Source organism: Bacillus massiliglaciei, assembly GCF_900098925.1.
In the GTDB taxonomy this organism is placed as follows: domain Bacteria; phylum Bacillota; class Bacilli; order Bacillales; family DSM-1321; genus Peribacillus; species Peribacillus massiliglaciei.
Genome location: NZ_LT622358.1, coordinates 475,560 through 501,826 on the forward strand (window position 1 = coordinate 475,560; position 26,267 = coordinate 501,826).

A 26,267-nucleotide genomic window follows, 5' to 3' on the forward strand; every position below is an offset into this window, starting at 1 on the left:
GAACGATGGATAAAGGGTGTAAGATGATAGAGTCTTACACCTTTTTAAGTGAAACAAAAAACAGTAAGGGCGTGGTTTTACTTGCAGGAAAAAGAACTAAATGTAATTGATCATCTTGAGGAATTAAGGAAAAGGCTGATTATTTCTGCAGTAGCATTCATTGTCTTTTTTATCATCAGCTTTATTTTTGTAGAAGATATATATAACTGGTTTGTCAAAGATCTGGATACGAAACTGATTGTTTTAGGTCCGAGTGACATCTTGTGGATTTATTTCATGCTGTCAGGTGTCATTGCCCTCGCTGGCGCCATACCGGTCATCGCCCTGCAAATATGGCTTTTTGTCAGGCCGGCATTGCTTCCGCATGAAGTCAAGGCTGCTCTGGCTTATATACCAGCCCTTTTCCTTCTGTTCATTGGGGGACTTTCTTTTGGCTATTTTGTTATTTTTCCTACCATGCTTCAGTTTTTGATCAATCTTGGAGAAGGGATGTTTGAAGCAAGCTTTACAGCTGAAAAATATTTTTCATTTTTGTTAAATATGACCCTGCCTTTTGCCGTACTGTTTGAACTGCCGGTCATTGCTATGTTTTTGACGTCACTGGGGTTACTTAATCCATACGTCCTGCGGAAAATGCGGAGATATGCTTATTTCGTTCTGATTGTCATTGCTGTTTGCATTACGCCGCCGGATTTCATTTCCGATTTTTTAGTGATTGTCCCTTTATTGCTCCTATATGAAGTAAGTCTTACCTTATCGAAGATTGTGTATAAGAGGAAAATGAAGCGGGAGGCACAGTTGGAAGAGATACTGGCAAGTGAAGAGGCATGATTGCTTGGCGGATTTTTATATAAATTCATGGATTTTACATGAACCCTTCTTTCTTGAAAGGGATTTCGTGTATAATAGAATAAATCGGTTGAAAATGAGGATTGATATTTTGCTTTTTAAACGCCTGGAGTTCAAAAATAAGATTGGACAGAAGGTCGAAATTGTGGAAATTCCTTATTTATTACCTGGCAATCCTCACTATTTCATGGTGCAGGCAAGGCTAAACTGTTACATCGATCAGATTTTCGAAATGAAAGATTATAAGAGGGTATATTCATTTAAACATTATTTGGCGGCTGTTCTTAAATGGCCTGTATACTATGAGCTGTTTGAACAGGAATTTCTGAATAATGCTTAAAATTGAGATTGTCCGCTCGGTAAGTTGAAGAATCCTTACTTAGAAGGGTTCATTAAACAGAACCGGACGGGCATTTTTTTACCCTCTATTCTTTCAAATGTTCTCAGATTTTTGAAGACTCCGATTTACTAGTTATTTTGATGAAGGATGTGTCAGCATGGGTAAAATCAAAATTGTTACAGACTCTACAGTGGATATGACGAAAGAGGAACTTGATTTTTATGATATTAAAATGGTTCCTCTGTCCATTGCCATTGATGGAGAAACGTATTTAGATAAAATAGAAATAGATCAAGAAGAATTTCTCAATAAAATGAAACATTCAGCAGAGCTTCCGAAAAGTTCTCAGCCTTCAGCCGGAACCCTGGCGGAGATATATGATGAGATCGGGAAGGATGGCAGCGAAGTCATTTCGATTCACATGACGGGAGGAATGAGCGGAACCGTTCGATCAGCAGAATGCGCAGCTGACATGTCCAAAACGGAAGTTACGGTCTTTGACTCTCAATTTATTTCGAAGGCGATGTCCTTTCAGGTAATAGAGGCTGCTAAAATGGCCAGGGCGGGCAGCTCAAAAGAAGACATTCTGGCAAGGCTGGAAAACATAAGAGAAAACACAAGGCTGATTATTGTGATTGATAATCTAGAAAATTTGAGAAAAGGAGGGCGGATTGGCAAGTTGTCAGGTCTGATTGGTTCTATTCTTAAGCTTAAACCGATCGCTATTTTGAAAGGAGGAGTGCTGCACCTGGAATTAAAGGCCAGAAGTGAATCACAAATCTTGAAATTTATAAGGAAAAAAAGTGATGAGGACCTGGATGGAAAGAAAGTAGGAGGTATGGGGATCGTTCATGCGAATGGATATAGCCTGGCAGAAAAAGTCCGCCAGTTCATTTCAGAGAAGACAGGAATTAGAGATATTAAAATAGAGGGCACGACTCCAGTTGTAAGCACCCATACAGGTGAAGGTGCAATCGCCTTAATGTATTATTGGAATTAATAAAATCACTGTTAGCATAATAAAAGTTAGAATTATGAGAATTCTTTGTTTTCCTGCCGTTGAGCCGTCTGTTAAAATGGAGGTATCAAACTCATAAGGGCGGGAGACCATGCGGGATTTTGGGCTATTAAAGATTGTTTTTTTATTGGCAGCGCTCAGCCTATTAGGGGCTTGCGGGCCAAATGAAGTTCCCGGAGCAAAAAACTGGGATGTTGAGAACTTTTCATTTGAGGACCAAGAGGGACAAACTTTTTCCAAAAGCGATTTAAAGGGGAAAATTTGGGTGGCCGATTTCATTTTCACGAACTGTGAGGATGTGTGTCTGCCAATGACGTCCAACATGTCCAAATTACAAATGGCTTTGAAGGAAGAGGGAATGGAGAACGTGGAGTTCGTCTCGTTTTCAGTAGATCCGGAAGTGGACCGTCCAGAAGTTTTGAAAGCCTTTGCAGGTCAGTTTAAGGCTGATCTGTCTAATTGGCATTTCTTAACGGGATATGATCAGCAAACGATTGAGTCCTTCGCCATGAATAATTTTAAAACCATTGTTCAAAAGCCTGAAAAGGAAGATCAGGTGATCCATGGTACAGATATTTATTTGGTGGACCAGGAAGGGAAGATCATTCAGACTTATTCAGGACTAAGTGACTTTCCGCTGCAGGAGATCGTCAAGCACATCAAAATATTAGAAAATTACTGACAGGCCGTTACCGGTCTGTTTTTTTATGTTTGAGGCATCAGGGGCAGCGGGAATGAATTATCTATTCAGGTACATTCTAATTTTAAGGAAATTATTTTTGTGGAAAAGCTGTTTTTATCCCCTATTTCATACGATAATAAAGTAAGGAAGAAGTTGCCGAGATGGTTTGCCATCCATTTCTTCTTATCCATGTTATAATGAATTGATAAGGGTGGTGTACGATGAATAATAAAATCACCTGTCTTTTCCTTTGTTTTATATGTGTGATTGGCTCAGCAGGATGTTCTAATGGTGAAATGATATCAGGCGGAACAGACCAAACTGGGAGAAATCTAAGCCTTGAAGAGAAACAAGATGTTCCTGCGACCTTTTTTCCGGACCCCATTCAAATTGTATCCATAGGAGATTCTCTGACACAGGGAGTTGGGGATAGTACAGATACTGGCGGATATATCCCTTATTTAAAAAAAGATCTTGAAAAGGAACCTACAATCACTTCTGTTAATATCACGAATTTTGGGGTGAAAGGGAACCGTACTGATCAGCTTCTTGCCAGACTGGAAAGCCCGGAAATCCAAAGTGAGATTAAAAAGGCGGACTCAGTAGTTGTTACGATTGGCGGAAATGATATTATGAAGGTTCTCAAACAGAATTTTTCTAATCTTAAATTGGAACAATTTGAAAGCGCCAGGATAGGGTATGAACAAAGATTGAGACAGATACTCGATAAAATCAGGTCTATTAACGAAAACACACAAATTTACTTAATCGGTGTTTATAACCCTTTTTCAAAGTGGTTTGCGGATGTACGGGAACTCGATATGATCATGGGTGACTGGAATAAAGCAGGAAAGCAGATCATCTCTGACTATGATCGGGCGTACTTTATTGAAATCGAAGATATATTCAAAAATTCTAATGAAGACTTACTATATACGGAAGATTATTTTCACCCGAATGACCGGGGGTATGAATTGATCGCCAGAAGAATATATAACAATATGGAGATCAACCATCTCGGTGATGAGATCTTAGAAGCAACTGCAGAGAGGGATGACCGAAACGAATGACTGGAGTAAGGTGGAAAACCCTGTTTTTCTCTCTTTTGGCATTAAATTTAATAGTTATCGCGACCCTCGTTCTATTAATTAATTTGCCGGTGAAAGACAAAGAAATTCCCAAAAGCATAAGTAAAGAAGAAGATATACAGTTTCAAGTCCATACTAACCGGGAGGATTTGAACAGGCTGATTAATCAATATTTAGATAAAGAGGGACTGACCGGCGGCGTACACTATGAAGTTTACTTGGCGGATGAAGTGGAGTTATACGGTGAAATCCCTTTCTTCAATCGGCAATTAGAGATGAAACTGACCTTTGAACCATTTGCTCAGAAGAACGGGGACATTTTGCTGAAACAAAAATCAATTTCTGTCGGACAGATGGAATTGCCGGTTTCTTACGTAATGAATTTCATTAATAAACGGTACAAAATGCCGGAATGGGTAACCATTCGACCGAATGATCAAAGCATTTATGTCTCCCTGCAAAATATGGAGCTGAAAAGTGATGTCCGGGTGAAGGCTAATAATTTTGACTTAAAGAACGATGATATTTCGTTTCTGCTTACTGTGCCATCCTGGCAGCCATAATCAGGGTCCTCACATTTATTCTAAAAGGCAGTCCGGGTACTTTTTACACCATCCATTATTGCTTTGGACCCTGTCCAACTGAAGACGGGGCGGATGCTGGAAGGGCGTTAGACCAAAGCTGGGTTATAACGCCTTTTTATATAGGAGGTAGGAGATCAAAGTGAAAAGTTATCAGCAAATAGCGGAATCAGTTGTGATTTCTGACCGGAAAAATCAATTGGTTTCTTATGACAGCACTTCTCTTGAGTTAATTGGAACAGGCAGGAGTGCTTTTGTGTTCAGGATCAAAAATACAAAGCTGGCCATTAAAATATTTTTCCCTTCATTTCATCATTTGGCAAAGGAAGAAGCCGAAATTTATCGGTCATTAAGACAAATCTCTTTCTATCCTTCCATATATGAAACAGGGGTATATTATATTGTTATGGATTATATTGAGGGACAAACCTTATTTGACTGTGTGGCTGAAGGAGTATTTATCGAAGAGAAACATATTAAAGAAATCGACAAAGCTTTGTCTAGCGCTTCAAAGAGGGGGTTGAACCCATCTGATATTCACCTTCGGAATATCCTTCTTACGCGAAATGGTCAAATTAAATTAATCGATGTTGCGAGGTTCAGGCAAAAGAAAGCCTGCCGGCAATGGAGTGATTTGAAAAAGGCGTATCGTACCTTGTATTTACGCGCTTTCTTTCCTAAAAAACTGCCTGTATTTGTTTTGAATGCAATAGCAGCTCTTTATAAAAAACGGATTTTTTCGTTTGCTTTCTGAGCATAATAAAGATGGCCCCCACAGATGAATTATCTGTAAGCGTAAAATAATCCCCACCTTTTGATAAGATGAGGATGCTGATAAGATTGATTTACTTCACCGGTACCCTGCATTGATCGGGCAGTGAAACCGACCATGGAAGCATCTTTTGGATGACTTCGTCATTGTTCACATCCACAGTGGGAAGCTGCTGAAATAGGTAGAGAAGGTATTCGTAGGGATTTAGCCCGTTTTCCTTCGCTGTCTCCACTATGCTGTACACGATCGCACTCCCTCGTGCGCCTCGTGGTGTATTTGAAAAGAGCCAGTTTTTCCTGCCGATTACAAACGGCTTGATAGCTCGCTCACTCCGGTTATTGTCGATCTCCAATCGGCCATCTTGTAAGAAAGCCTCTAATAATTCCCACTGGTTGAGACCATAAGTGATTGCTTCGCCCAATTTCGATTTTGGTGCCACTTGAGGCTGTTTCGTTTGAAGCCATGCCAAAAAGAGGTCCAGGACCGGCTTGCTTTTTTCAAGCCGTACCTCGTACCGTTTTTCGGAGGATTCTTTTTTGATTGCCCGTTCAATGGCATACAGCTGGTTACAGAACTGCAAGCCTTCGGCAGAGGCAGTCTGTTTCCCTTTTGCTGAAGGTGGCGCCGCTTTTAATGCCTCGTCGAATTTGCGACGGGCGTGTGCCCAACAGCCAACCAAGATTACATCCGGGACTTTCAGGTAACCCGAATAGCCATCCACTTGAAGATAACCACTGAAGGTTTCCAAAAAGTGTTTGGCGTGCTCACCTTTGCGTGAAGGCTGATAGTCGTACAGGACAATCGGGGGACCGTCGGTCCCTGTCCGATATAGCCAAACATAGGATTTGGCTGTCGCATCGCGGCCTGGTTCGCGCAAGACTTGAAGTGTGGTTTCGTCGGCATGGGCAATGGGCTGTTTGACCAATTCCTGATGCATGCGATCATACAATATGGAAAGCCACTTTTCCGCACCATACAAAACCCAGTTCGCCATCGTTTGGCGTGACAGGTTCACGCCGAGACGTTGGAAGTACTTTTCCTGCCGGTACAAAGGCAGACCTTCCACATATTTTTGTGTGATGATATGCGCCATGATCGACGGGGAAGCCAGACTTTTCGGGAAGACCGAAGGAAGCATGGGTGCCGTGACGATTGGCGTTTCTGTGCCATGTTGCTCACAGTGGCGGCAGGCGTAGACGAAGCGTTTATGCTCGATCACTTTCACCTTTGCCGGTTCTATGGCCAGTTCCTTCCGGACCTCGACGCTCATTTCGTGTAGTCCGTGACCGCAACACGAACAAGCCTGGTCCGCATCGGCCAATCGATACTCGATTGTTTCCGTCGGCAGGCTGCTTAGGGATGTTTCACGCTGACCTCGCTTTTTCTTACGGCGATACGTGATTGTTTCGTGTATGGGCTCCGATACAGTTGGATCGGCTAGTTGTTCGGCTTCGTTAAACAACAGAAGCGCTAATTGGTCGTCATCCGTCTTTTCGCTGGAAGAGCCGAATCGTTTTTGTTGGCTAAGGCGGAATTGTTCTTCATACCACTTGATTTTAGCCGTCAGCTCTTCCACCTGTGCCTGAAGCGACTCAATTGTTGGTTCAGCTGGTGGAGTTTGTACGTTCGTTTTCATACTAAGCAATATTCGACAAATATGCACAAACTCCTTCTTTCCGATTGAAAATATCACACAATCCTTTGCGATTGCACGGCGGGGTGTGCCTGCTTTTGAGAGAGGGACAATCCATCCAGCAGCCAGCGTAATTGTTTTCTCGTAACGGCCATCGGGATGGCATTGTTTCCAGACGGCCACTGGAAGGTTCCTCTCTCAAGGCGCCGATAATGAAGCCAGAAACCATTGTGGTCCCATTGCAGGATTTTCAATTTATCGCGTGAGCGATTGCAGAAAACAAACAAGCAGTGGCTGAATGGATTGAGTTCAAAGGTTTCCTGTACAATGGCAGCCAATCCATCAATCGATTTTCGCAGATCGGTGGGCCCTTGTGCCAGGTACACCTTATCGATTGTTACTTCGTCAATCATTTTCCTGTCAATGCCTTCAAGACTTGACGCAACAGCGCCTCGCTAAAGCCTTCGTTGACTTCGATCGTGACACCGCCGGCCCGAAGTCGGATTGGTGTCGGGGAAGACGACCAAGTCTCAGCCGGGGTGACGTCCAATGTCATCCACTGAACAGGTGAAGGTGTAACCGGCGTGGAGTTTTGGAATTTTTTCATCCAATAGCAGAACTGGTGGTAGGGTAGGTCTTTGTTTCGACAAAAAGCTCTTTTCGATAATCCGCTAGAAGCGAAATCTTCAAAACGCTCCTTCCATTGTTGTTCGAGCGTTGGGTTCATAAAAAAACCTCCTTCAAGCTTGTAAACTTAAGGAGATTATCTCATGGTTGTTTTTAAGGTTGTAGGTGGGCACAGTTTTACGCTTACAATTATCTGTAGAGGGGGCCTTCTTTATTACCTTTTTCGTATCATTTACGGATGAAGAGTCAGAGATTTGATCGTTTGGTTCCTATTGTGCGGTTTCACTAAATAAATTGTGGACGGTTTATTTTCATGGAAGAGAGTATTAGGCAGCGGGAGAATCACTTCTTTTCTTCCTGAAATCCGAATCTCCATTTGAACTTTCATTGGATAGACAGGTAAATAGTGACTGGCTTCACTGTAGGATAATGATGCGAAGACGACATCTCCCTCTGTAATGGCAATATCATAAAGCGCATGCGGTTCTGCCAAGTGGATGAATCGAATGGCCGATTCTCCTTCTGGAACCGATGGGTAGTCAGTGAACAAGAAAGATTGAAAAGTATCCTTCGCAGAAGTTAAACAAAACGTATAATAGTTCCCTTCTGACACATCAATATTTGCGGACATGAGGGGTGAATGCCCATCATCATTGGATAGCACTTCAACCAGGTAACGTCCTGGGGGCAGTTTATTATATAATATTGAATGTCCGAATACATACTGTTTTGCCCCCCCAATAACCTTAAACGAAACAGTTCCTGTCGCGGCAGTAATAAAACGGATGTTTGCTTTCATTAAAGCATTCCCTCCGAAAGTAATTTAAATAGCGGCAATCTTGCAAAGGATGTGAATTCTGGTGAGATAAAGCTCCATGCCGCATGCTTTGCATCTGTCACATAAAAAATGGCTGCCTGAACTAAACTGCCGGCTTTGGAGACACTATTATGGTGAAAATAGTCTTAGTTTATTTTATTGGATATTCACCTTCATTATGACTTGCGAAGGCTGGATGGAGGAAAAGCTAATTGGCATATTATTTTACTTCTTGCCCGAAAAACGATAAAATTTTTGCAACGGCAAGCATATGCAAGGCGAAAGGAGAGTATCATGGCGAAACAACTTGAAAAAGCTACCTTTGCGGGCGGCTGTTTTTGGTGTATGGTCAAGCCCTTCGATGAACAGCCTGGAATAGAGTCGGTGATATCCGGCTATACCGGCGGCACGAAGGAAAAACCAACCTATGAAGAAGTGTGCAGTGAGACAACGGGGCACTATGAGGCTGTACAGATTACCTTTGATCCGGACGTGTACCCTTATAAAAAACTAGTCGAGGTATTTTGGCAGCAAATTGATCCGACTGACGAAGGCGGTCAGTTTTACGATCGAGGCAGCTCTTACAGGACCGCAATTTTCTATCATACTGAAGAACAAAAAGCTGCTGCCGAAGCATCAAAAAAGGAGCTTGAGGAGAGCGGCCGTTTTTCGAATCCGATATACACTCCAATTCTTCCTGCAAAGCCGTTTTATCCTGCTGAAGAGTATCACCAGCATTACTATAAAAAAAATCCGCTGCGCTATAATGCCTATCAAATTGGCTCAGGCCGTAAAGGCTTTCAAGAAAGGCATTGGAAAGGAAGATAATCGATGGCTGATAAAAAAGAATTAAAAAAGAAATTGACACCTATTCAATACGAAGTGACACAGAATAATGGCACAGAACCCGCATTTCACAATGAATTTTGGAATTTGGAGGAAGAAGGCCTCTATGTCGATATTGTCTCAGGTGAGCCGCTCTTCACATCCAAGGATAAATTCGATGCCGGCTGCGGCTGGCCAAGCTTTACAAAACCTCTTAAAGAAGAAGAGGTTCTGGAAAAATTGGATACCTCTTATGGAATGAGGAGAATCGAAGTACGCTCAAAAACGGCCGATTCTCATCTGGGGCATGTATTTAATGACGGTCCGGGACCAAGTGGCCTTCGTTACTGTATCAATTCAGCAGCGCTAAGATTCATCCCGGTTGCTGACCTTGAAAAAGAAGGCTACGGTGAATTTAAGAAACTGTTTTAACCTGTAAAGGCCGTGTTTTCAGGCTCTTTAGATTTGGAGTTCTCAGGGGCAGAAGTTGAATTTCTTAGAATATGATGAAAAAACGTGTTGGAAAAATTCTAACACGTTTTTTTGACGCAATTTATACTGCTTCTATATTACTTGAGTTATTCAGTAAGGCAGCAGGGCTTAAAATGCTGACAAAAATACCTAAAACCGCTGTAATGCCCATCATTGATTCATTAGAATCCAAAAAGACAATTGAAATTTATCCTATAAATGTATCTTCACCAATAACAAGACGTAATCTAGGTGGTGAGGATGTGCATAGCTATCTCTGTCTTGAAGAGCAGTCTTTTTATTAGTTGCTGACAAACTTAACGATCTTCTGCCACAATACCCGAAATTCTGATGCTTGTCTGTCTGCTCTTGCTAAAAGGAGACTTTCCGTCTGATAAGACAAAGCGGATTTTATGAGACCGATCAGGAAGACCGTTAGCAATATATAAATACCTTTCACGGGCAAAAGGCCACCAAGTACTGATAGTAGTGACAAAACGGCCGTCTATGTAGACATCCATCATGCCGCCTTCAGGAAAACGAAGCAGCTGAACCCCAACGGCTGTTCCGGTAAATGAATATTCTAAAAAACTATTCTTAGCAGCTGATGCTAAATATCGGCCTCTGATCTGAAAGCCTTCGTTTTGGGTTTCATTAAAAAATGCTTTTAGTTCAATATTTGCCTCTGGATGCAGCAGAGAAGGAATGGCAGCAACTGAAGCAGGTTCACTGGCCTTTTTTAAGAAGCGCTGATAGATCGCTTCGGCATAAAAATGATATCCTAGACTGTTTGGATGGACAAAATCCTTAGTAAGCTGTTTATCGGTGTAGCCTGAATTTTGGAAAATGGGCCGCAAATCGATATTTTCTGCCCCGTAATGCTGGGAAACCACTGCGATGGCACGTGCAAATTTATCATACTTCAGACTGCTTTCAGTCAAAGTATATAACTCAGCTTGCGGATATTCTTTTTTTACTTTTCTAAGGAGAGCTTCATATATGCTTTCGAAGTTTTCAACATCCATATACTTTCGGTCATTCTCTCCGAATACGATAAAAACTAAGTCCTTTTGACCGTCTTTTTTAAACTTGGTGAATTTATATAATCCTTCAAAAGCGGTGGCGCCGCTCTGAACAACGTACTCGCCATTCCAGGAGCTTTTATGGTTTTTCCACATTTTTCTTTCTAAAACATTAAACCATTTTCCGCTTTCATCCGCTGCTCCGGATCCCCGGCCTATGCTGTCTCCAATCACCAGGTAGCGAATGGGCTGCTCCTCGCTGAATTTTTGGTAAACATTAATGCTTTCAGAGGAGCTGTACGTTTTTTCTCCGCCGTTAAACGAATAAAAGGCAAATAAGATAGTGGCAGCAGCAATAATGCATATATATATTGGTCTGAATCTTTTCATCACTTTCCCCCAATTTCCTGGCAGTTTCAATATCGGGTCCCAGCGATGAGGGAGAGACCCGCCTATACTCTGTTTCGCACAGATTCTCCATTATTATATCTCAATTATAATAAAGAGGAACGAGGAAAATAAAATAATTGGGCTAATGCACATACCAAGGCGGGCTATTTTACATATGGTATGAGTGTAAAGAAGAATTTTGAAATTTAAGAGGAGTGAATGAAATGTACGGATATGGTTCCTGCTATGGTGGATATGGTTACGGCGGTGGATACGGCGGCGGAGGATATGGTGGCTGCGGTTTTGGCAGTGGCTTTGCTTTAATCGTAGTATTATTTATCCTGTTAATCATTATCGGCGCTTCCTTCTGCTTTTAACCGAATGTAATCTAAAATCCGGCCTTCATTTGAAGGCCGATTTTTTTGCGGTGAAATAGCTGCAGGGAGGGGAGTGTTTTAAGGGAAGAGCCTTGTTGGAAGGAAAGACGCATGCTACAATTACGAACGGATAAAATTATTTTTTTGGGGGCGGAATGGATGAGACCTTCGGTTTTAAAGGCTGGAGATGAAATAAGGGTGATTGCGCCTTCTAGAAGCCTTGCCATTGTAAAAGGCGATCAAAGGAGCCTGGCTGAGGAAAGACTGAAAAACATGGGATTTAAGGTTACATACGGAAAAACGGCATTTCAGCATGATGATTTTTTTTCAAATCCAATTGAAGCAAGAATAAATGATCTGCATGATGCTTTCGAGGATCAAGCGGTAAAGGGAATTTTAACGGCAGTTGGAGGCTATAATTCAAACCAGCTTTTACGGTATATTGATTTTGAATTAATTGAGGATAATCCAAAAGTTTGGATGGGATACAGTGATATTACAGCCCTCTCACTGGCCATTTATAAAAAAACAGGACTTTATACATATTCCGGTCCTTTTTTCTCCACTTTTGGCATGAAAGCCGGTCACGAATATACCGTGGAATACTTTAAAAAGGCAGTAATGAGGGATGAAGTTTTTGAACTTGCTGAGAGTGAAACATGGAGCGAGGATTCTTGGCATCTTGAATCGAAGAACCGCACTTTACATCCGAATGATGGCTATCAGATCCTTCAGGAAGGAGATGGAGAGGGAACGATCATTGCCGGCAACTTAAGCACCATCCATCTACTGCAGGGAACGGATTACATGCCTTCTTTGAAAGACAGCATTCTTTTCCTGGAGGAGGTTGAAGAAAGCCATCCTTTTAACTTTGACAGGCTTTTGCAGTCCTTGCTTCATCTGCAAGATGCAGCCGGGATTAAAGGAATTGTACTTGGCCGTTTCCAAAAGGAAACTGGGATGACTCCGTTTGCCCTTTCAGAAATTATTTCTTCCAAAAGAGAGCTTGCGGGGATACCGGTAATAGCGGATGCAAACTTTGGTCATGTGCATCCTTTTGCCACCATTCCTGTTGGAGGAAAAGCCAAAATGTCTGCTGTAAATGGAAGAGCTTCCGTGTTTATACAACAATGATGCAGGCCTCTGGAAAGGGAAATATCCTCCAAGAGTACACATTTCTTTGATTTCTGCTATAATTGAACTAGATATTATTTTAGAAAAGGTGATTATGTGTTATTGACAATACCGGCATCAATCCGATTAGAAAGCGTTCTTGCTGAACATAACAAAAAGGGACGTGTGACTCATGAATGTTATGTGTGCGGACAAGACACTTCAAATGGGGATGCAAGCAACATGAATTACTATAAGCTTGGAACAAAAAAAGTATGCTTATCATGCATAAAAAATGTTATTCGCCATCCATCCTTGAAACCGTACGAATACGTACATACATCTTTAATAGATAAGGAAGAGTTTTATAAAAAAGTGCTGGTCATCTTAAAAGATGAAGAATACTTATCCAGCATCAGGGAGAAAGAACTTGCCCATTCATAATTCAAAATAGGCATTCAAACCAAAGGTTTGGATGTCTTTTTTTATTCTGGTGTTATTTAGGGGGATCTTGTAATGAAAAATGGACGGTCATAAAAAAGCCCGCTCTTCTCAGGAGCGGGCTTTTTTATGACCATTTTCCAAAAATTCCTCAGACAACTAACATGTTCACTTGGGTCTATTGTTTTATTCTTTGTTTTTTGTTTATGAGTATTTCAACTCATCAAAAACCAGTGATCAACAAAGTTTTTCTGTGTAATTGGCTTTTTTATATGCTATCAGCCTTGTTTAATCGACTTATTTTTCAATGTATTTGAACTTATAAGTCTATTTTCATGGTTGACGAAAAAGGAAACGAGTACTAAAGTGAATTTATGATAATGATAATCATTCTCATTATTACTTGCAATGGAAAGTCAATCGGAAAGGCGATGTTAGTAAAATGGCAGAGAATTTGCTTAAAGGAAAGGTTGCTCTCGTGACGGGAGCTGCCCAGGGGATCGGTGAAAGTGTTTTGCGTACCCTTGCAGCAGAAGGAGCTGCGGTAGCAGCAGCGGATCAAAATCCTGAAAAATTGGAAAAGGTGACTCAATCGCTTGTAAATAGAGGGCTTAGGGCCAAAGGATTTCCGTTAGATGTCACAGATCCGCAAGAGGTAGAACGCACTGTGGAGGCAGTAGAGAAGGAGCTTGGACCCATTGATATCCTGATTAATGTTGCGGGTGTGCTGCATCTTGGCTCTATAGATTCTTTTCATGATGAAGAATGGGAAAAAACATTCTCCGTCAACACAAACGGAGTTTTTTATATGTCACGTTCCGTATGCAGAAGAATGAAGGCAAGGAAGAATGGAACGGTTGTTACTGTCAGTTCAAATGCGGGCAGCATGCCGAGGGCTTCTATGGGTGCATATGCCGCATCCAAAGCGGCAGCTACAATGTTTACGAAATGTCTGGCTCTTGAAATGGCTGAGTATAATGTCCGCTGTAATATCGTCTCCCCAGGATCGACCGATACCGATATGCAGCGACAATTATGGAGTGAGGGAAAAGGAGCCGAAGCTGCAATTGCAGGTTCCCCGGAAGTATATAAAGTGGGGATTCCCCTAGGAAAGATAGCCGTTCCTGAAGAAATTGCTGAAGCTGTTCTTTTTCTGGCATCGGAGAAGGCAAGCCATATCACGATGAATAATATTGTCGTAGATGGCGGAGCTACACTGGGAGTACAGTAATAATACCCATATGATAAGTGGAGGGATGGAAATGGCAGTTCATGAAATCGGAAAAAGCATGAATTTATTTAATCAATATACAGAAGGAGATGTGTTTTTAGCTTCTCCTGGCAAAACCCTTCTGGGTGAAGGCACGCTTGCTGTCTTGAATGAAGAAGAGCAAAAAGGAATGAAAGTTGAGGAAAAGGTATACCGCCTAATTGAAATAGCGAAGGAAAAAGGCAGCACCAATCCGGTTGTAGCTGGCGCCATTCCTTTTGACATCAGCAAGCCGGCAAAATTAATGGTTCCGCTGCATTCTTATTTCGATGAGACGAAACAGCCAAAAATTGAGGAAGAGGCAGGCATTATGACGAATCATTTCAGTATTGTACCTGTCCCGGGAGAGGCGGTATTTGAGAAAGGTGTCTCGACATGTGTGGAGTACATAAAAGCAGGAATTTTGAAAAAAGCGGTGCTTGGCAGAACGCTGCTTGTCCATCAGGATGAGCCTGTCCGTATTCAGCCATTGCTGGGAAGACTGTTAGATGCAAATCCCTCAGGATACACCTTTGCAATTCCTATACAAAACGAAGGGGAGCCTCAGAAAACATTGATTGGAGCAAGTCCTGAGCTGCTTGTCTCCAAAAAGGGAACAACTCTGCATGCCAATCCGCTGGCAGGCTCAAGGCCAAGAAGCAATGATCCGGCTGAAGACCGCAGAAGGGCTGAGGAATTGCTTGTTTCTGAAAAGGACCTGTATGAGCACTCAGTCGTGGTTCAAGCTGTCGAAGCCGCCCTTGAGCCGCTGTCCCGTTCTTTGCATGTGCCAGATAATCCGTCCGTGATTGCGACAGAAACAATGTGGCACCTGTCAACTGAAATTACAGGCGAAATCCTGAACGCTGATGTTCATTCGATTGACTTGGCTGCAGCCCTCCATCCAACTCCTGCCGTGTGCGGTACACCTGTTAATCAAGCGTTTCGGTTCATTAAAGAGATTGAGCCTTTTGACCGCGGCTTTTTTACCGGCATGATTGGCTGGAGTGATGAAAACGGAGACGGTGAATGGGCTGTAACGATCCGATGTGCTGAGGCCGAAGGGAATACCCTGCGTTTGTTTGCCGGTGCCGGAATCGTCGGAGATTCCCAACCAGAAGAAGAAAGGAAAGAGACCGGAGCAAAATTCCAAACGATGCTCCAGGCATTGGGTCTGGGTTCTTCTGAAGAAAGGGAGGAAAAAACATGTTGACTGGCTGTACACCATGGCCTGCTGATTTAGCGGGTTTTTACAGAGATACAGGCTGCTGGAGAGGAGAAACATTTGGCGGATTTTTGGCCGAACGTGCCAAGAAGCTTCAGGATAAAATTGCTGTGAAGGATTCTGTCAAAACTCTCACTTATAAAGAGCTGAATGCTAATGCCGACAGACTGGCCTCAGGGTTCAGAAAACTCGGAATTGAAAGAAATGACAGAGTCGTTGTCCAGCTTCCAAATATTACGGAATTTTTCGAAGTATGCTTTGCCTTATTTCGACTGGGAGCTTTGCCGGTGTTTTCCCTGCCGCTTCACAGGAAATCTGAAATCACTTATTTCTGTGAATTTACGGAAGCGAAAGCATATATCATATCGGATCACTATGATGCCTATGATTACCGGACTCTTGCCAGAGAGGTAATGGCCGCAGGAACTGGTTTACAGCATGTCATTGTTGCCGGGGAAAGCGAAGAATTCATCTCTCTTGCAGAGTGCTATAGCAATCGGGAGCCATTGCCTGAGATCTCCCCTGGTGACTTAGCCTTTTTTCAGCTGTCAGGAGGAAGTACAGGCCTTCCGAAGCTGATTCCGAGGACGCATGATGAATACATTTACAGCTTAAGAAGAAGTACGGAAGTTTGCCGGCTGGGTGAAGAGACCGTTTATCTGGCAGCTTTGCCTGTTGCCCACAATTTTCCGATGAGTTCTCCCGGCGTTTTTGGCGTGCTGTATGCGGGGGGAGAAGTGATTCTTGCCCAAAATGGAAGCCCTGACGAGACGTTTCCTCTTATCGAAAGCAAGAGGGTAACGATTACTTCGCTTGTCCCTCCGCTGGCACTGATTTGGCTGGAAGCCGTGAAAAGCCGGCGGCATGATTTTTCAAGTCTTCAGGTTCTTCAGGTTGGCGGTTCCAAATTCAGTGCGGAAGCTGCAAGAAAGGTAAGACCGGCGTTTGGATGTACGCTTCAGCAAGTATTTGGCATGGCTGAAGGACTGGTAAATTACACAAGACTTGATGATCCGGAAGAAGTGATCATTGAAACTCAAGGAAGGCCGATGTCGCCATTTGATGAAGTGATCATTGTCGATGACGAAGACCTTGAAGTGCCTGTCGGGACAGTCGGCCATCTTCTGACAAAAGGCCCTTATACCATTCAAGGCTATTATAAAGCGCCGGAGCACAATCTTAAAGCCTTTACGAAAGACGGTTTTTACCGAACCGGTGACATGGTCCGGCTTACAGAGGAAGGAAATCTTGTTGTGGAGGGCCGGGATAAAGACCAAATTAACAGGGGCGGAGAAAAGATAGCGGCTGAAGAAGTGGAAAATCATTTACTTGCCTGTGAAGCTGTCCATGATGCAGCAGTCGTAGCGATGCCGGATGCCTTTTTGGGCGAAAGGTCCTGTGCCTATATAATCGCCAGAACAGAAGAAGTATCAGTTTCGGAATTAAAACAATTTCTGCGAAACAGGGGGATCGCTTCCTTCAAAATACCGGACCGTATTGAATTTGTTCAATCATTTCCATATACGGCGCTTGGAAAAGTAAGCAAGAAAGAACTGAGAAAAATGATCGCAGAAAAGCTTAATGGCAGCAATAAAGTCAGTCTATAAAATATCAAAAAAGAGGAGCGTGTTTTCAAAATGTCTATTCCATCTATTCCAACATATTCAATGCCGCAAGAACTTCCGCAAAACAAGGTTTCCTGGAAGCCCGATCCTAAAAGATCCGTACTGCTTATTCACGATATGCAGGAGTATTTTTTAAAGGTATTCAACAGGGAGACATCTCCGGCAGCTGATTTAATCAGCAATATTCAGAAGATAAAAGAAGAATGTGAAAAGAAGGGAATCCCGGTGATTTATACGGCTCAGCCAGGTTCTCAGAAGCAGGAAGACCGGGCGTTGCTGACGGATTTTTGGGGACCGGGGCTTGCTGATGATGAAGCGCTTACGAAAATTGTGGATGAATTATCTCCGAAAAGGGCTGATACAGTACTGACAAAATGGAGATACAGCGCGTTTAAGAAATCTAACCTGCTGGACATCATGCAGCAGCAGGGAAGGGACCAGCTGATCATCTGCGGAGTTTATGCCCATATTGGCTGTTTGGTGACTGCCTGTGAAGCATTTATGTATGATATTCAGCCATTTATTGTCGGTGATGCCGTTGCAGATTTCTCTTATGAGCATCATGTGAAAGCCCTTGAGTATGCCGCAGAGCGCTGTGCCAGTGCCATTTCGGCAGAAGGACTGATATATGCCATTCAGGGAGAGTCTTCCACTCAAACTTTCAGAAAACAGGTCGCTGAATTATTGGAAATCAATCCGGAAGAATTTTCAGATGATGAGAACTTAGTAGACCGGGGAATGGATTCCATACGTTTAATGACATTAGCAGAAGAGTGGCGTTCCATAGGCAAAAATGTGACCTTCATGAAACTCGCGGAAGAGCCGACCTGGAACAGCTGGAGAGAACTGTTAGAAGAACAATCCGAAGAAGTGTATTCCGGTTAAAGAAAGGAGGGATTTTAAATGGATGCAGATACCCGCATGCCATTGTCGCATGCTCAGGAAGGAATCTGGTTTGCTCAAAAACTGTCACCGGCCAGCCCGTTCTATAACACGGGAGAATTCATAGAAATCACAGGGGATTTGAACATCCCCTTTTTTAAAGAGGCTTTGAGCCAAGCTTTATTGGAAGCGGAAACTCTTCATTACCGATTTGGAGAGGACGAAAAGGGTCCATGGCAAAGGATGGAAAAACCTAAAGAAGTCATGGTTCCGTATATGGATATCAGTAAGGAGGCGGAGCCGAAAGAAACGGCTGTGCGGTGGATGCAGCAGGATATTGCCCAGCCTATTAATTTGAAAAACGGTCCGCTGTACAGACAGGCTCTTATCAAAATAGCGCCAGATCATTTTTTTTGGTATCAGCGCATTCACCATATTGCGATGGATGCCTATGGCTTTTCTTTATTAACCGGAAGGGTTGCAGATCTTTATACAGCATTCGTGAAAAAGCAATCGGCGAAGAATCGGCCATTTCCTTCCTTTAGGAAAGTCTTGGAAGAAGACAGCCAATATCGCCAATCAGGAAAATTTGAAGCTGATAGGGTTTTTTGGAAGAAAAAAATGGAGAATCGTAATGGCGCTGTCAGTCTTGCAGAAAAGACAGCCGCACCATCAGACTCTTTTATTCAGGAAACGAACTATTTGAATCAGTCTGCTGCTGATCGAATTAAAAAATCCGCAAGAAAGAGGAAAAACGGATGGCCGGATGTAATCGCAGCAGCTATTGCGATTTATATTCACCGTCTCACCGGCTCAGAGGAAGTTACGCTTGGTCTCCCCATGATGGGCAGGCTTGGAACGGCTGCTGTCAATATTCCCTGCACCCGGATGAACATATTGCCGCTCCGGATTCAGCTTAGTCCCGAGCTCACCTTTTGGCAGACAGTGGAACGGGTCTCTAAAGAAGTAAAAGAAATCAGCAGCCACCAATTATACAGACAGGAAGAATTGCGGCGCGACCTGAAATTATTCAAGGATAACCAGCCATTGTTTGGTCCTCAGGTAAATGTCATGCCATTTTCCTATAATCCAGATTTTGGCCATGCCAAAGCTGTCACACACAAACTTTCTACGGGACCGGTAGATGATTTCACAGTCAATGTATATGAGCAGTCAGCTGGCGAGGGGACTAGATTTGATATTGAGGCAAATCCGGCCCTTTATCGCCAAGAAGAAATTCTTCACCATGCGAAAAGAATCATGTCCATGCTGGAAAAGATAGCTGATCAAGATTCAGACTTCCTTATCAGCCATTTAAACCTGCTTTCAGAGGAAGAAGAGACATCTCTCTTAGATGCTTGGAATCAAACTTCTGTTGAGTCTGAAATGCTGAGTGTGCCTGAACTGATAGAAAAACAGGCAAACACAGATCCAGACAGAATCGCGCTGGTTTCCAATAAGAAGGTTTATACATATGGAGAATTAAGAGAAAAGTCTGAGAAATTAGCAAATGTACTGAGCAAATACGGAATGGGCAGGGATAAATTTGCTGCGATCGCAATGGAAAGGTCAGCGGATATGGTACTTGCCATGCTCGCGGTCTGGAAAACAGGCGGTGCCTATCTCCCGATTGATCCTTCTTACCCGGCAGAACGGATTCAATATATGCTGGATGATGCTAAACCGGCCTGTCTGCTGACGGACTGCGCTACTGAGGGAGAACTCCTTCTCCCGGCGGATTGCCACAAAATTATTGTCGATGATCCTGAACTTCTTAGCCAGATGGAAAACTGCAGTCCTTTTTTAATAGAAAGAAATCATTCCCTGCTTGATCCGGCCTATATGATCTATACATCCGGATCAACCGGAAGACCAAAAGGTGTCGTAATTCCTATGCAGGCATTAGGCAATTTCCTGCTGTTTATGAAACATCATTTCTCTGTCAATAAAGAGGACCGGCTGCTGGCAGTCACAACGATAGCCTTTGATATTTCCGGATTGGAATTATTCCTGCCGATTATAAGCGGTGCATCCTGTGTGATTGCGGAGAAAGAAACCGCACAAAATCCTGCAGGATTGAAAGAAGAAATTGTCCGAAATGGAATTACCATCATGCAGGCGACCCCTGTTCATTGGCAGATGATCCTTTCTTATGACGCATCCATTCTTTGCGGACTTAAAGTACTGGCTGGGGGAGAAGCTCTGCCAGTACAGCTTGGAAAAGGCTTGATAGAGGCAGGAGCCAAAGTAACCAATTTATATGGTCCGACGGAAACAACAATCTGGTCCACCCTGTATGAATTGCAGCCTGAAGAAAATCGTGTTCCGCCAATTGGCCGTCCGATTTGGAATACACAGGCTTATGTCCTGGATGGCAGCCTGATGCCGGTTCCTCCAGATGTTCCGGGCGAACTGTATATTGCAGGAACTGGGGTAGCAAGAGGCTATTTCGCAAGACCTTGGCTCACTGCTGAAAGATTTGTAGCTAACCCATTCGGACCGCCGGGAAGCAGGATGTACAGAACAGGAGATGTGGTGAAATGGAATCATGATGGCATTCTTCAATACATCAGCCGGGCTGATCATCAGGTTAAAGTCCGGGGACACCGGATTGAGCTTGGTGAAGTGGAAGCAGTCCTGGAAAAACATCCAGAAATTCATATTGCCAGAGTCATTGTGAGAGAAGACTCGCCTGGAGATCAGCGATTAACGGCTTATATCGTACCAGTAAAAGGGGCGAAGCCTGCATTAATGGATCTGCGTCATTTTGCCGGGCGAAGCCTGCCTGAATATATGCTGCCTTCCGCTTTTGTTTTCGTGGAAAAACTTCCGCTTACACCAAATGGGAAATTAGACAGAAAGAGTCTGCCGGTACCAGAGAACCCGCCGCTGTCGAAAGAAGGTGCGCCGGGAAGCCCTGAGGAGGAAATATTGGCAGAATTGTTCAAGGAAGTTTTGGGTGTACAGGATATAGGCATCGAAGATCATTTCTTTGATCTCGGCGGCCATTCTTTATTGGCCTCTATCCTTATTCTTCGTATACGGGATTCTTTAGGCACAGAATTGGCAATGGGGGATATCTTTGAATCACCAACTGTCGCAGGGCTTGCCAAAAAACTGAAAGAAAAAGGCGGACGTTCTGGTCTGCCTCTTGTCCCGATGGAAAAGCCGGCAGAGATTCCGCTGTCCTTTGCTCAGGCGAGACTTTGGTTTTTAGACCAGCTTGAAGGCCCAAGCCCGGTTTATAACATCCCACTGGTCATCAGGGTACCCGGCCGGTTTATCCAGTCTGCTTTGCAAACCGCATTAAAAGATACAGTGAATCGGCATGACTCTTTACGGACTGTATTTAAAAAAACGAATGGTTCGCCGCGTCAGGTCATTTTAGGAGAACCGTATAAGCCGTCTCTTCGTGTATCAGAAGTAAGCAGCGATGATTTGGAAGATAAGCTTTTGGCTGCTATCCAATATTCATTTGATCTGAAAGAGGAGCCTCCATTTAAGGCTGAGCTCTTTGTTGGTGAACGAGAAAGCGTATTGCTTTTATTGCTTCATCATATCATTGGGGATGGCTGGTCACTGAATACATTGGCAGGAGACTTGGCGAAAGCTTATTCAGCGAGATTAGCCGGTCAGAACCCGGACTTTATACCATTGCCTGTTCAGTATACGGACTATACGCTATGGCAGAAAAAAATGCTTGGAAACGAAGAAGACATGAACAGTGTCATGCATAATCAGCTTCAATACTGGAAACAAAGACTTGCCGGGTTGCCGGAGGAAATGGAATTGCCTTATGATTATCCGCGTCAGGCAGTGTCCAGTTCACAGGGGGAATCTATTCCATTTCGAATTGAGCCTGATTTATTAGACAAGCTGAAAAGACTGGCCCGCGATGAGGATATAACTTTATTTATGGTTCTGCAGTCTGCTCTGGCTGTTTTATTCACTAAGATTGGAGCGGGGAATGACATTCCGATTGGAAGTCCGATTGCCGGCCGCTCAGAGGCAGAATTGCATGCAATGGTTGGGTTATTTGTTAACACGCTGGTACTGAGGACAGATACATCTGGGAATCCCAGCTTTAAGGATTTAATTGCAAGAGTAAAGAAGGTAAATTTGGAAGCTTATGATCATCAGGATCTGCCTTTTGAGCGTCTGGTAGAAGCGATAAATCCCCAAAGACTGCAGTCCAGACATCCTTTATTCCAGATCATGCTGTCTATGCAGAATGCGCCGGAGCCTGTATTTGAAGTTGACGGGATAAGCAGTGTTGAAGTGAAGGCCACTGGCACGTCAAAATTTGATCTTACTTTTGAATTGGCTGAAGCAGCCGGCGGCAGCACAGTATTCCTGCAAGGACAGGCTGAATTTCGGACTGATTTGTTCGAAAGGGAGAGTGTTCAAGTCTTGACCGATCGATGGATTCGTTTATTGGAACAGGCCGTAAATGAGCCGGAACAGGCGATAGGCGGTATGGATATCCTATCCGCAGAAGAGAAAGAGTCACTGCTATTACGAAACAAGAAATCACGGAAAGTAACCGAGCCTGTTACACTGCCGGCCATATTTGAGGAACAGGCAAATATTCGCCCGGATGCTATTGCCGTTGTATGTGAAACCGAATCAATACGTTATGGAGATCTGGAACGAAGATCTAATCAACTGGCGAGATATTTAATCAAAAGAGGAGCCGGCCCCGAACGTTTTGTAGCTTTGGCCTTAAACCGATCAATCGATATGATTGTCAGCCTTCTGGCAGTATTAAAAGCGGGAGCCGCTTATGTACCGGTTGATCCGGATTATCCGCAAGAAAGGATTCGGTATATCCTGAAAGACTCCAAACCTTCCTGCATTCTTACAGACCGGAAATCAGGACATACCATTAATGGGAAAGCTGAGGCAGAAGTTCTTGTTATAGATGGAGATTTTAAAGAGTGGGAACAAGAACAAAGTGAACCGATATGTGACAGTGAACGGCTGCAGCCGCTATCCCCTTTTCATGCGGCTTATGTCATTTATACATCGGGCTCAACGGGAGTGCCAAAAGGAGTCATTGTATCGCACCATAATGCAGTAAGGCTGTTCACTGCCACAGAAAATTGTTTTTCTTTCAGTTCGGATGATGTCTGGACGATGTTCCATTCCTATGCGTTTGACTTTTCTGTGTGGGAAATCTGGGGGCCTCTTCTTCACGGAGGAAAGCTGGTCATTGTCCCTCATGCAATCAGCAGGTCACCAGGAGAATTTCTGCAGCTGCTTACAGAGGAAGGAGTAACCGTTCTGAATCAGACTCCGTCAGCTTTTTATCAGCTGATGCAGGCAGAAAAGGAAAAACCGGATCTTTCGGCCAATCTTGCTTTAAAGTTTATTATTTTTGGCGGAGAGGCTCTGGAATTAGAGCGCCTTCATGAATGGTATGACCGCCATGGGGAGGAACAGACAAAGCTGATCAATATGTATGGCATAACAGAGACTACAGTCCATGTCAGCTATTTGGAACTATCGCGGGAGCTTTTATCCTTGCAGGCTAACAGTCTTATAGGCTGTGAAATAGAGGATCTTGCCATTTATATTTTAGACGATTGCTTACAGCCGCTGCCCGCTGGTGTCACTGGGGAAATGTATGTGGCAGGAGAAGGACTTGCACGGGGATATCTTGGCCGGTCCGCCTTAACTGCAGAAAGGTTTGTGGCTAATCCATTTGGTCCTCCTGGAAGCAGAATGTACAGAACAGGTGATTTAGCCCGGTTTACGAAAGATGGTAATTTGGATTATATCGGGCGTTCGGATCACCAGGTTAAGATCCGCGGCTTCCGGATTGAATTAGGGGAAGTCAATGCAGTGCTTGTCCAGCATCCTTTTATCACACAGTCTGCAGTTATTGCACGAGACATTCAGGGGGATAAAAGGCTCGCTGCTTATTATGTGGAAGAACAAGAAACAGATATGCGCGAAATACGGCAGTACTTACAGTCTAAGCTGCCGGACTATATGGTTCCCTCTGTGTTTATGAAAGTGGATGAAATCCCGCTTACTCCGCATGGCAAACTTGATGTCAAGGCACTTCCGGAACCTGAATTCACAACACACGGCGGAACAGGAAGAGGACCGCGTACTCCTCAGGAAGAAATGCTCTGTGATTTATTCGTTGAGATCCTGAATCTCTCTGCTGTAGGAATCGAGGACAGCTTTTTCGATCTCGGCGGCCATTCCTTGTTAGCGGTGCAATTAATGAGCAGAATGAAAGAGATGTTCGGCGTGGAGCTTGGAATTGGCATTTTGTTCGAAGCACCGACTGTTGCCGGCCTTGCACAAGCGATACATTCAGGCAGTCAAGAGAATTCCCTTCAAGTGTTACTGCCGCTTCGAAAAAGTGGAGAGGAGGCTCCTTTATTCTGTGTTCATCCGGCAGGGGGACTCAGCTGGTGCTATGCCGGTCTTATGTCTTCACTCGGAAGCAGCCGTCCGATTTACGGTTTACAGGCGAGAGGCATTGGCAAGGATGAACAAAAACCTGCTTCCCTTGAAGAAATGGCAGCAGATTATATTGAACAAATGATGAAAATCCAGCCATCCGGCCCTTATAATCTGCTGGGATGGTCACTTGGAGGAAACGTCGTTCAGGCGATGGCAGCCCGGCTCCAGCAAATGGGCGAAAAGACAGGACTGGTGGTGATGCTCGATTCTTATCCAAATCATTTTCTTCCATTGGAATCCAGCCAAGATGAACAGGATGCGCTGATTGCATTGCTGGCACTGGGAGGATATGATCCAGAGACCATCGGAGACGGTCCTCTCGATTTAGATTCGGCTGTTGACATTTTGCGCAGAGATGGCAGCGCATTGGCAAGCCTGGACAAACAAGTCATTATGAATTTAAAAGAGACATATGAAAATTCCATTAGAATAATGAGTGAACATGAACCAAAGGTGTTTACCGGTGATGTGTTATTCTTCCGGTCAACGATTCTGCCGGAATGGTTCAGTCCAATCGATCCGATGACATGGAAACAGTATATAAAGGGAAGCATCGAACAGATTGATATTGACTGCAGACATAAAGATATGTGCCAGCCGGAGCCTCTCGCGGAAATAGGGGAAATAGTCGCTGGGAAATTAGACAAACGGCAATTAAAGCAAACAGAACTTATGTAGGAAGGGAAGGAAACAGAATGACAAATCCTTTTGAAAACGAAGACAGTTTATTCTTAGTGTTAATGAATGAGGAAGGGCAGTATTCCCTTTGGCCCGCCTTCCTGGACGTACCTGCAGGCTGGGTGAAAAAATTTGGACAAAGCAGCAGAGTGCTGTGCCAGCAATATATAGAGTCCAATTGGAGGGATATGAGGCCTGCCAGCATTAAAGAGGAACTGGCAGCAAGTAACAAGTAGATTGACAGGAGGCTTTTAGAGCTTTGGGTTTGCCCTTCTGTGTCTAGGAAGGGCAAATCCGCTAAAAGTAAAAAGTCTGTATCAAAGGAGTTATTAAAAGGAACAGCTGAACGGAGTTGAAATATATTGTGCCAGGTATACGCCTGCCGATTGCCTGAGCAAAGAGAGTCTTGGCTTTTGGATGAGATGCTGAAGCATTTGCCTTTCAGCAGGCAAAACAGAATCCGCCGCTTGCATCATCTTGATGATGCATTCAGGTCAGCAACTGGCAATCTTCTTCTAAGGTATTTGATTCAAAACAACTATGGGCTTCATCCAGAACAGATATCATTTGGAACAAATAAATATGGAAAGCCAAAGATGGAAGGTCCTTCTTCCATTGCATTTAACCTTTCCCATTCCGGGGATTGGGCGGTGTGCGCCATCGGGAAGGAGGAAGTAGGCATCGATATTGAAAAGGAGAATCTTTTTCCTCAGAATCTCGCCAAAAGCATCTTTAGCGAAGAGGAACGGTCTGACTGCCGTAATCAAGAACTGTATGGTCTGTGGACCATTAAAGAAAGCTATTTAAAGGCGGTAGGTACTGGGTTACTTCATCCTATGCAGTCTTTCTTTATCCAAAGGGGGCAGTCTGGCGAAATAAAATTGGCTGATGCTGAAACAAAGATGGTGATGGAGGAAGCTATATGCCGGCAGTATGAAATTGAAGGCGGCTATCAGATGGCTGTTTGCTCGATCAGCGGCTGTCCGGAGCGGGATGTCATCCACATTTCATGCTCGGATATCATGGAATCTTTGAAATATAGCTGAAAGAAAGAGACTGATATAGAAACAGAAAATGAACAG

The 26,267-nt window shown here is 43.7% G+C and carries 25 protein-coding genes; 20 read left to right on the forward strand and 5 right to left on the reverse strand.

All coding sequences use genetic code 11. The annotated features are described in order from the left end of the window. Nucleotides 1-81: 81 nt before the first annotated feature. The 7 genes from tatC (at nucleotide 82) to BQ4305_RS10775 (ending at nucleotide 5,312) form a co-directional block, all read left to right on the forward strand. Nucleotides 82-831 (forward strand): twin-arginine translocase subunit TatC, encoded by a 750-nt coding sequence (gene tatC, locus BQ4305_RS10745; RefSeq protein WP_110927779.1) that lies wholly within the window; start codon nucleotides 82-84, stop codon nucleotides 829-831. Between the two features lie 109 nt (nucleotides 832-940). After that, a complete protein-coding gene (locus BQ4305_RS10750) occupies nucleotides 941-1,189 on the forward strand; it encodes a DUF2535 family protein (RefSeq protein ID WP_110928014.1) in 249 nt (82 codons plus the stop codon). Between the two features lie 157 nt (nucleotides 1,190-1,346). Then, complete coding sequence (locus tag BQ4305_RS10755) at nucleotides 1,347-2,189, forward strand: DegV family protein (RefSeq protein WP_110927780.1); 843 nt, start codon at nucleotides 1,347-1,349, stop codon at nucleotides 2,187-2,189. A 109-nt stretch (nucleotides 2,190-2,298) separates the two neighbouring features. Beyond that, nucleotides 2,299-2,889, forward strand: a complete 591-nt coding sequence (locus tag BQ4305_RS10760) for an SCO family protein (RefSeq protein ID WP_110927781.1) — start codon at nucleotides 2,299-2,301, stop codon at nucleotides 2,887-2,889. A 221-nt stretch (nucleotides 2,890-3,110) separates the two neighbouring features. Continuing rightward, entirely contained in the window at nucleotides 3,111-3,959 is an 849-nt protein-coding gene (locus BQ4305_RS10765; RefSeq protein WP_110927782.1) for an SGNH/GDSL hydrolase family protein, read from the forward strand. Further along, nucleotides 3,956-4,540, forward strand: coding sequence for a YpmS family protein (locus BQ4305_RS10770; RefSeq protein ID WP_110927783.1), 585 nt, complete (start codon nucleotides 3,956-3,958; stop codon nucleotides 4,538-4,540). The genes BQ4305_RS10765 and BQ4305_RS10770 overlap by 4 nt, the downstream gene beginning before the upstream one ends. A gap of 160 nt (nucleotides 4,541-4,700) precedes the next feature. Next, nucleotides 4,701-5,312, forward strand: a complete 612-nt coding sequence (locus BQ4305_RS10775; protein WP_110927784.1) for a protein kinase domain-containing protein — start codon at nucleotides 4,701-4,703, stop codon at nucleotides 5,310-5,312. Nucleotides 5,313-5,403: 91 nt separating this feature from the next. Here BQ4305_RS10775 and tnpC read toward each other — a convergent pair whose 3' ends face one another. From tnpC to BQ4305_RS10795, 4 genes are all read right to left on the reverse strand, one after another. Beyond that, nucleotides 5,404-6,966: an IS66 family transposase gene (tnpC, locus tag BQ4305_RS10780; protein ID WP_110927720.1), complete on the reverse strand. Its 1,563-nt coding sequence runs from the start codon at nucleotides 6,964-6,966 to the stop codon at nucleotides 5,404-5,406. 53 nt (nucleotides 6,967-7,019) lie between these two features. Beyond that, nucleotides 7,020-7,376, reverse strand: coding sequence for an IS66 family insertion sequence element accessory protein TnpB (gene tnpB, locus BQ4305_RS10785; protein WP_061794403.1), 357 nt, complete (start codon nucleotides 7,374-7,376; stop codon nucleotides 7,020-7,022). After that, on the reverse strand, nucleotides 7,373-7,690 hold the full coding sequence (tnpA, locus tag BQ4305_RS10790) for an IS66 family insertion sequence element accessory protein TnpA (protein ID WP_061794402.1): 318 nt from the start codon (nucleotides 7,688-7,690) through the stop codon (nucleotides 7,373-7,375). Before tnpA ends, tnpB begins: the two co-directional genes overlap by 4 nt. A gap of 132 nt (nucleotides 7,691-7,822) precedes the next feature. Then, complete coding sequence (locus tag BQ4305_RS10795) at nucleotides 7,823-8,389, reverse strand: DUF4397 domain-containing protein (RefSeq protein ID WP_110927785.1); 567 nt, start codon at nucleotides 8,387-8,389, stop codon at nucleotides 7,823-7,825. 312 nt (nucleotides 8,390-8,701) lie between these two features. On the opposite strand from BQ4305_RS10795, the gene msrA reads away from it, so the two are divergent. From msrA to BQ4305_RS10810, 3 genes are all read left to right on the forward strand, one after another. Next, the gene (gene msrA / locus BQ4305_RS10800; protein WP_110927786.1) at nucleotides 8,702-9,235 is read left to right on the forward strand and encodes a peptide-methionine (S)-S-oxide reductase MsrA; all 534 of its coding nucleotides are present in this window, start codon (nucleotides 8,702-8,704) and stop codon (nucleotides 9,233-9,235) included. 3 nt (nucleotides 9,236-9,238) lie between these two features. Beyond that, nucleotides 9,239-9,664 (forward strand): peptide-methionine (R)-S-oxide reductase MsrB, encoded by a 426-nt coding sequence (msrB, locus tag BQ4305_RS10805; protein WP_110927787.1) that lies wholly within the window; start codon nucleotides 9,239-9,241, stop codon nucleotides 9,662-9,664. 71 nt (nucleotides 9,665-9,735) lie between these two features. Next, on the forward strand, nucleotides 9,736-10,008 hold the full coding sequence (locus tag BQ4305_RS10810) for a hypothetical protein (protein ID WP_110927788.1): 273 nt from the start codon (nucleotides 9,736-9,738) through the stop codon (nucleotides 10,006-10,008). Nucleotides 10,009-10,020: 12 nt separating this feature from the next. On the opposite strand, the gene BQ4305_RS10815 is transcribed toward BQ4305_RS10810, so the two are convergent. Then, nucleotides 10,021-11,115, reverse strand: coding sequence for an SGNH/GDSL hydrolase family protein (locus BQ4305_RS10815; RefSeq protein WP_110927789.1), 1,095 nt, complete (start codon nucleotides 11,113-11,115; stop codon nucleotides 10,021-10,023). 224 nt (nucleotides 11,116-11,339) lie between these two features. On the opposite strand from BQ4305_RS10815, the gene BQ4305_RS10820 reads away from it, so the two are divergent. From BQ4305_RS10820 to BQ4305_RS10865, 10 genes are all read left to right on the forward strand, one after another. Continuing rightward, nucleotides 11,340-11,492, forward strand: coding sequence for a YjcZ family sporulation protein (locus BQ4305_RS10820; RefSeq protein WP_110927790.1), 153 nt, complete (start codon nucleotides 11,340-11,342; stop codon nucleotides 11,490-11,492). A 159-nt stretch (nucleotides 11,493-11,651) separates the two neighbouring features. After that, complete coding sequence (locus BQ4305_RS10825) at nucleotides 11,652-12,626, forward strand: S66 peptidase family protein (RefSeq protein ID WP_110928015.1); 975 nt, start codon at nucleotides 11,652-11,654, stop codon at nucleotides 12,624-12,626. A 96-nt stretch (nucleotides 12,627-12,722) separates the two neighbouring features. Continuing rightward, nucleotides 12,723-13,049: a hypothetical protein gene (locus BQ4305_RS10830; RefSeq protein WP_199880647.1), complete on the forward strand. Its 327-nt coding sequence runs from the start codon at nucleotides 12,723-12,725 to the stop codon at nucleotides 13,047-13,049. A gap of 439 nt (nucleotides 13,050-13,488) precedes the next feature. Beyond that, nucleotides 13,489-14,277, forward strand: coding sequence for a 2,3-dihydro-2,3-dihydroxybenzoate dehydrogenase (locus tag BQ4305_RS10835; protein ID WP_110927792.1), 789 nt, complete (start codon nucleotides 13,489-13,491; stop codon nucleotides 14,275-14,277). Between the two features lie 31 nt (nucleotides 14,278-14,308). Then, entirely contained in the window at nucleotides 14,309-15,508 is a 1,200-nt protein-coding gene (gene dhbC / locus BQ4305_RS10840; RefSeq protein ID WP_324611576.1) for an isochorismate synthase DhbC, read from the forward strand. Further along, complete coding sequence (locus BQ4305_RS10845; protein ID WP_110927794.1) at nucleotides 15,502-17,127, forward strand: (2,3-dihydroxybenzoyl)adenylate synthase; 1,626 nt, start codon at nucleotides 15,502-15,504, stop codon at nucleotides 17,125-17,127. The genes dhbC and BQ4305_RS10845 overlap by 7 nt, the downstream gene beginning before the upstream one ends. Before the next feature lie 30 nt (nucleotides 17,128-17,157). Next, the gene (locus BQ4305_RS10850) at nucleotides 17,158-18,030 is read left to right on the forward strand and encodes an isochorismatase family protein (protein WP_110927795.1); all 873 of its coding nucleotides are present in this window, start codon (nucleotides 17,158-17,160) and stop codon (nucleotides 18,028-18,030) included. 18 nt (nucleotides 18,031-18,048) lie between these two features. Further along, entirely contained in the window at nucleotides 18,049-25,185 is a 7,137-nt protein-coding gene (locus BQ4305_RS10855) for an amino acid adenylation domain-containing protein (RefSeq protein WP_110927796.1), read from the forward strand. A gap of 17 nt (nucleotides 25,186-25,202) precedes the next feature. Continuing rightward, a complete protein-coding gene (locus tag BQ4305_RS10860) occupies nucleotides 25,203-25,421 on the forward strand; it encodes an MbtH family protein (RefSeq protein WP_110927797.1) in 219 nt (72 codons plus the stop codon). 126 nt (nucleotides 25,422-25,547) lie between these two features. After that, complete coding sequence (locus BQ4305_RS10865) at nucleotides 25,548-26,231, forward strand: 4'-phosphopantetheinyl transferase family protein (protein ID WP_199880648.1); 684 nt, start codon at nucleotides 25,548-25,550, stop codon at nucleotides 26,229-26,231. Nucleotides 26,232-26,267 lie beyond the last annotated feature (36 nt).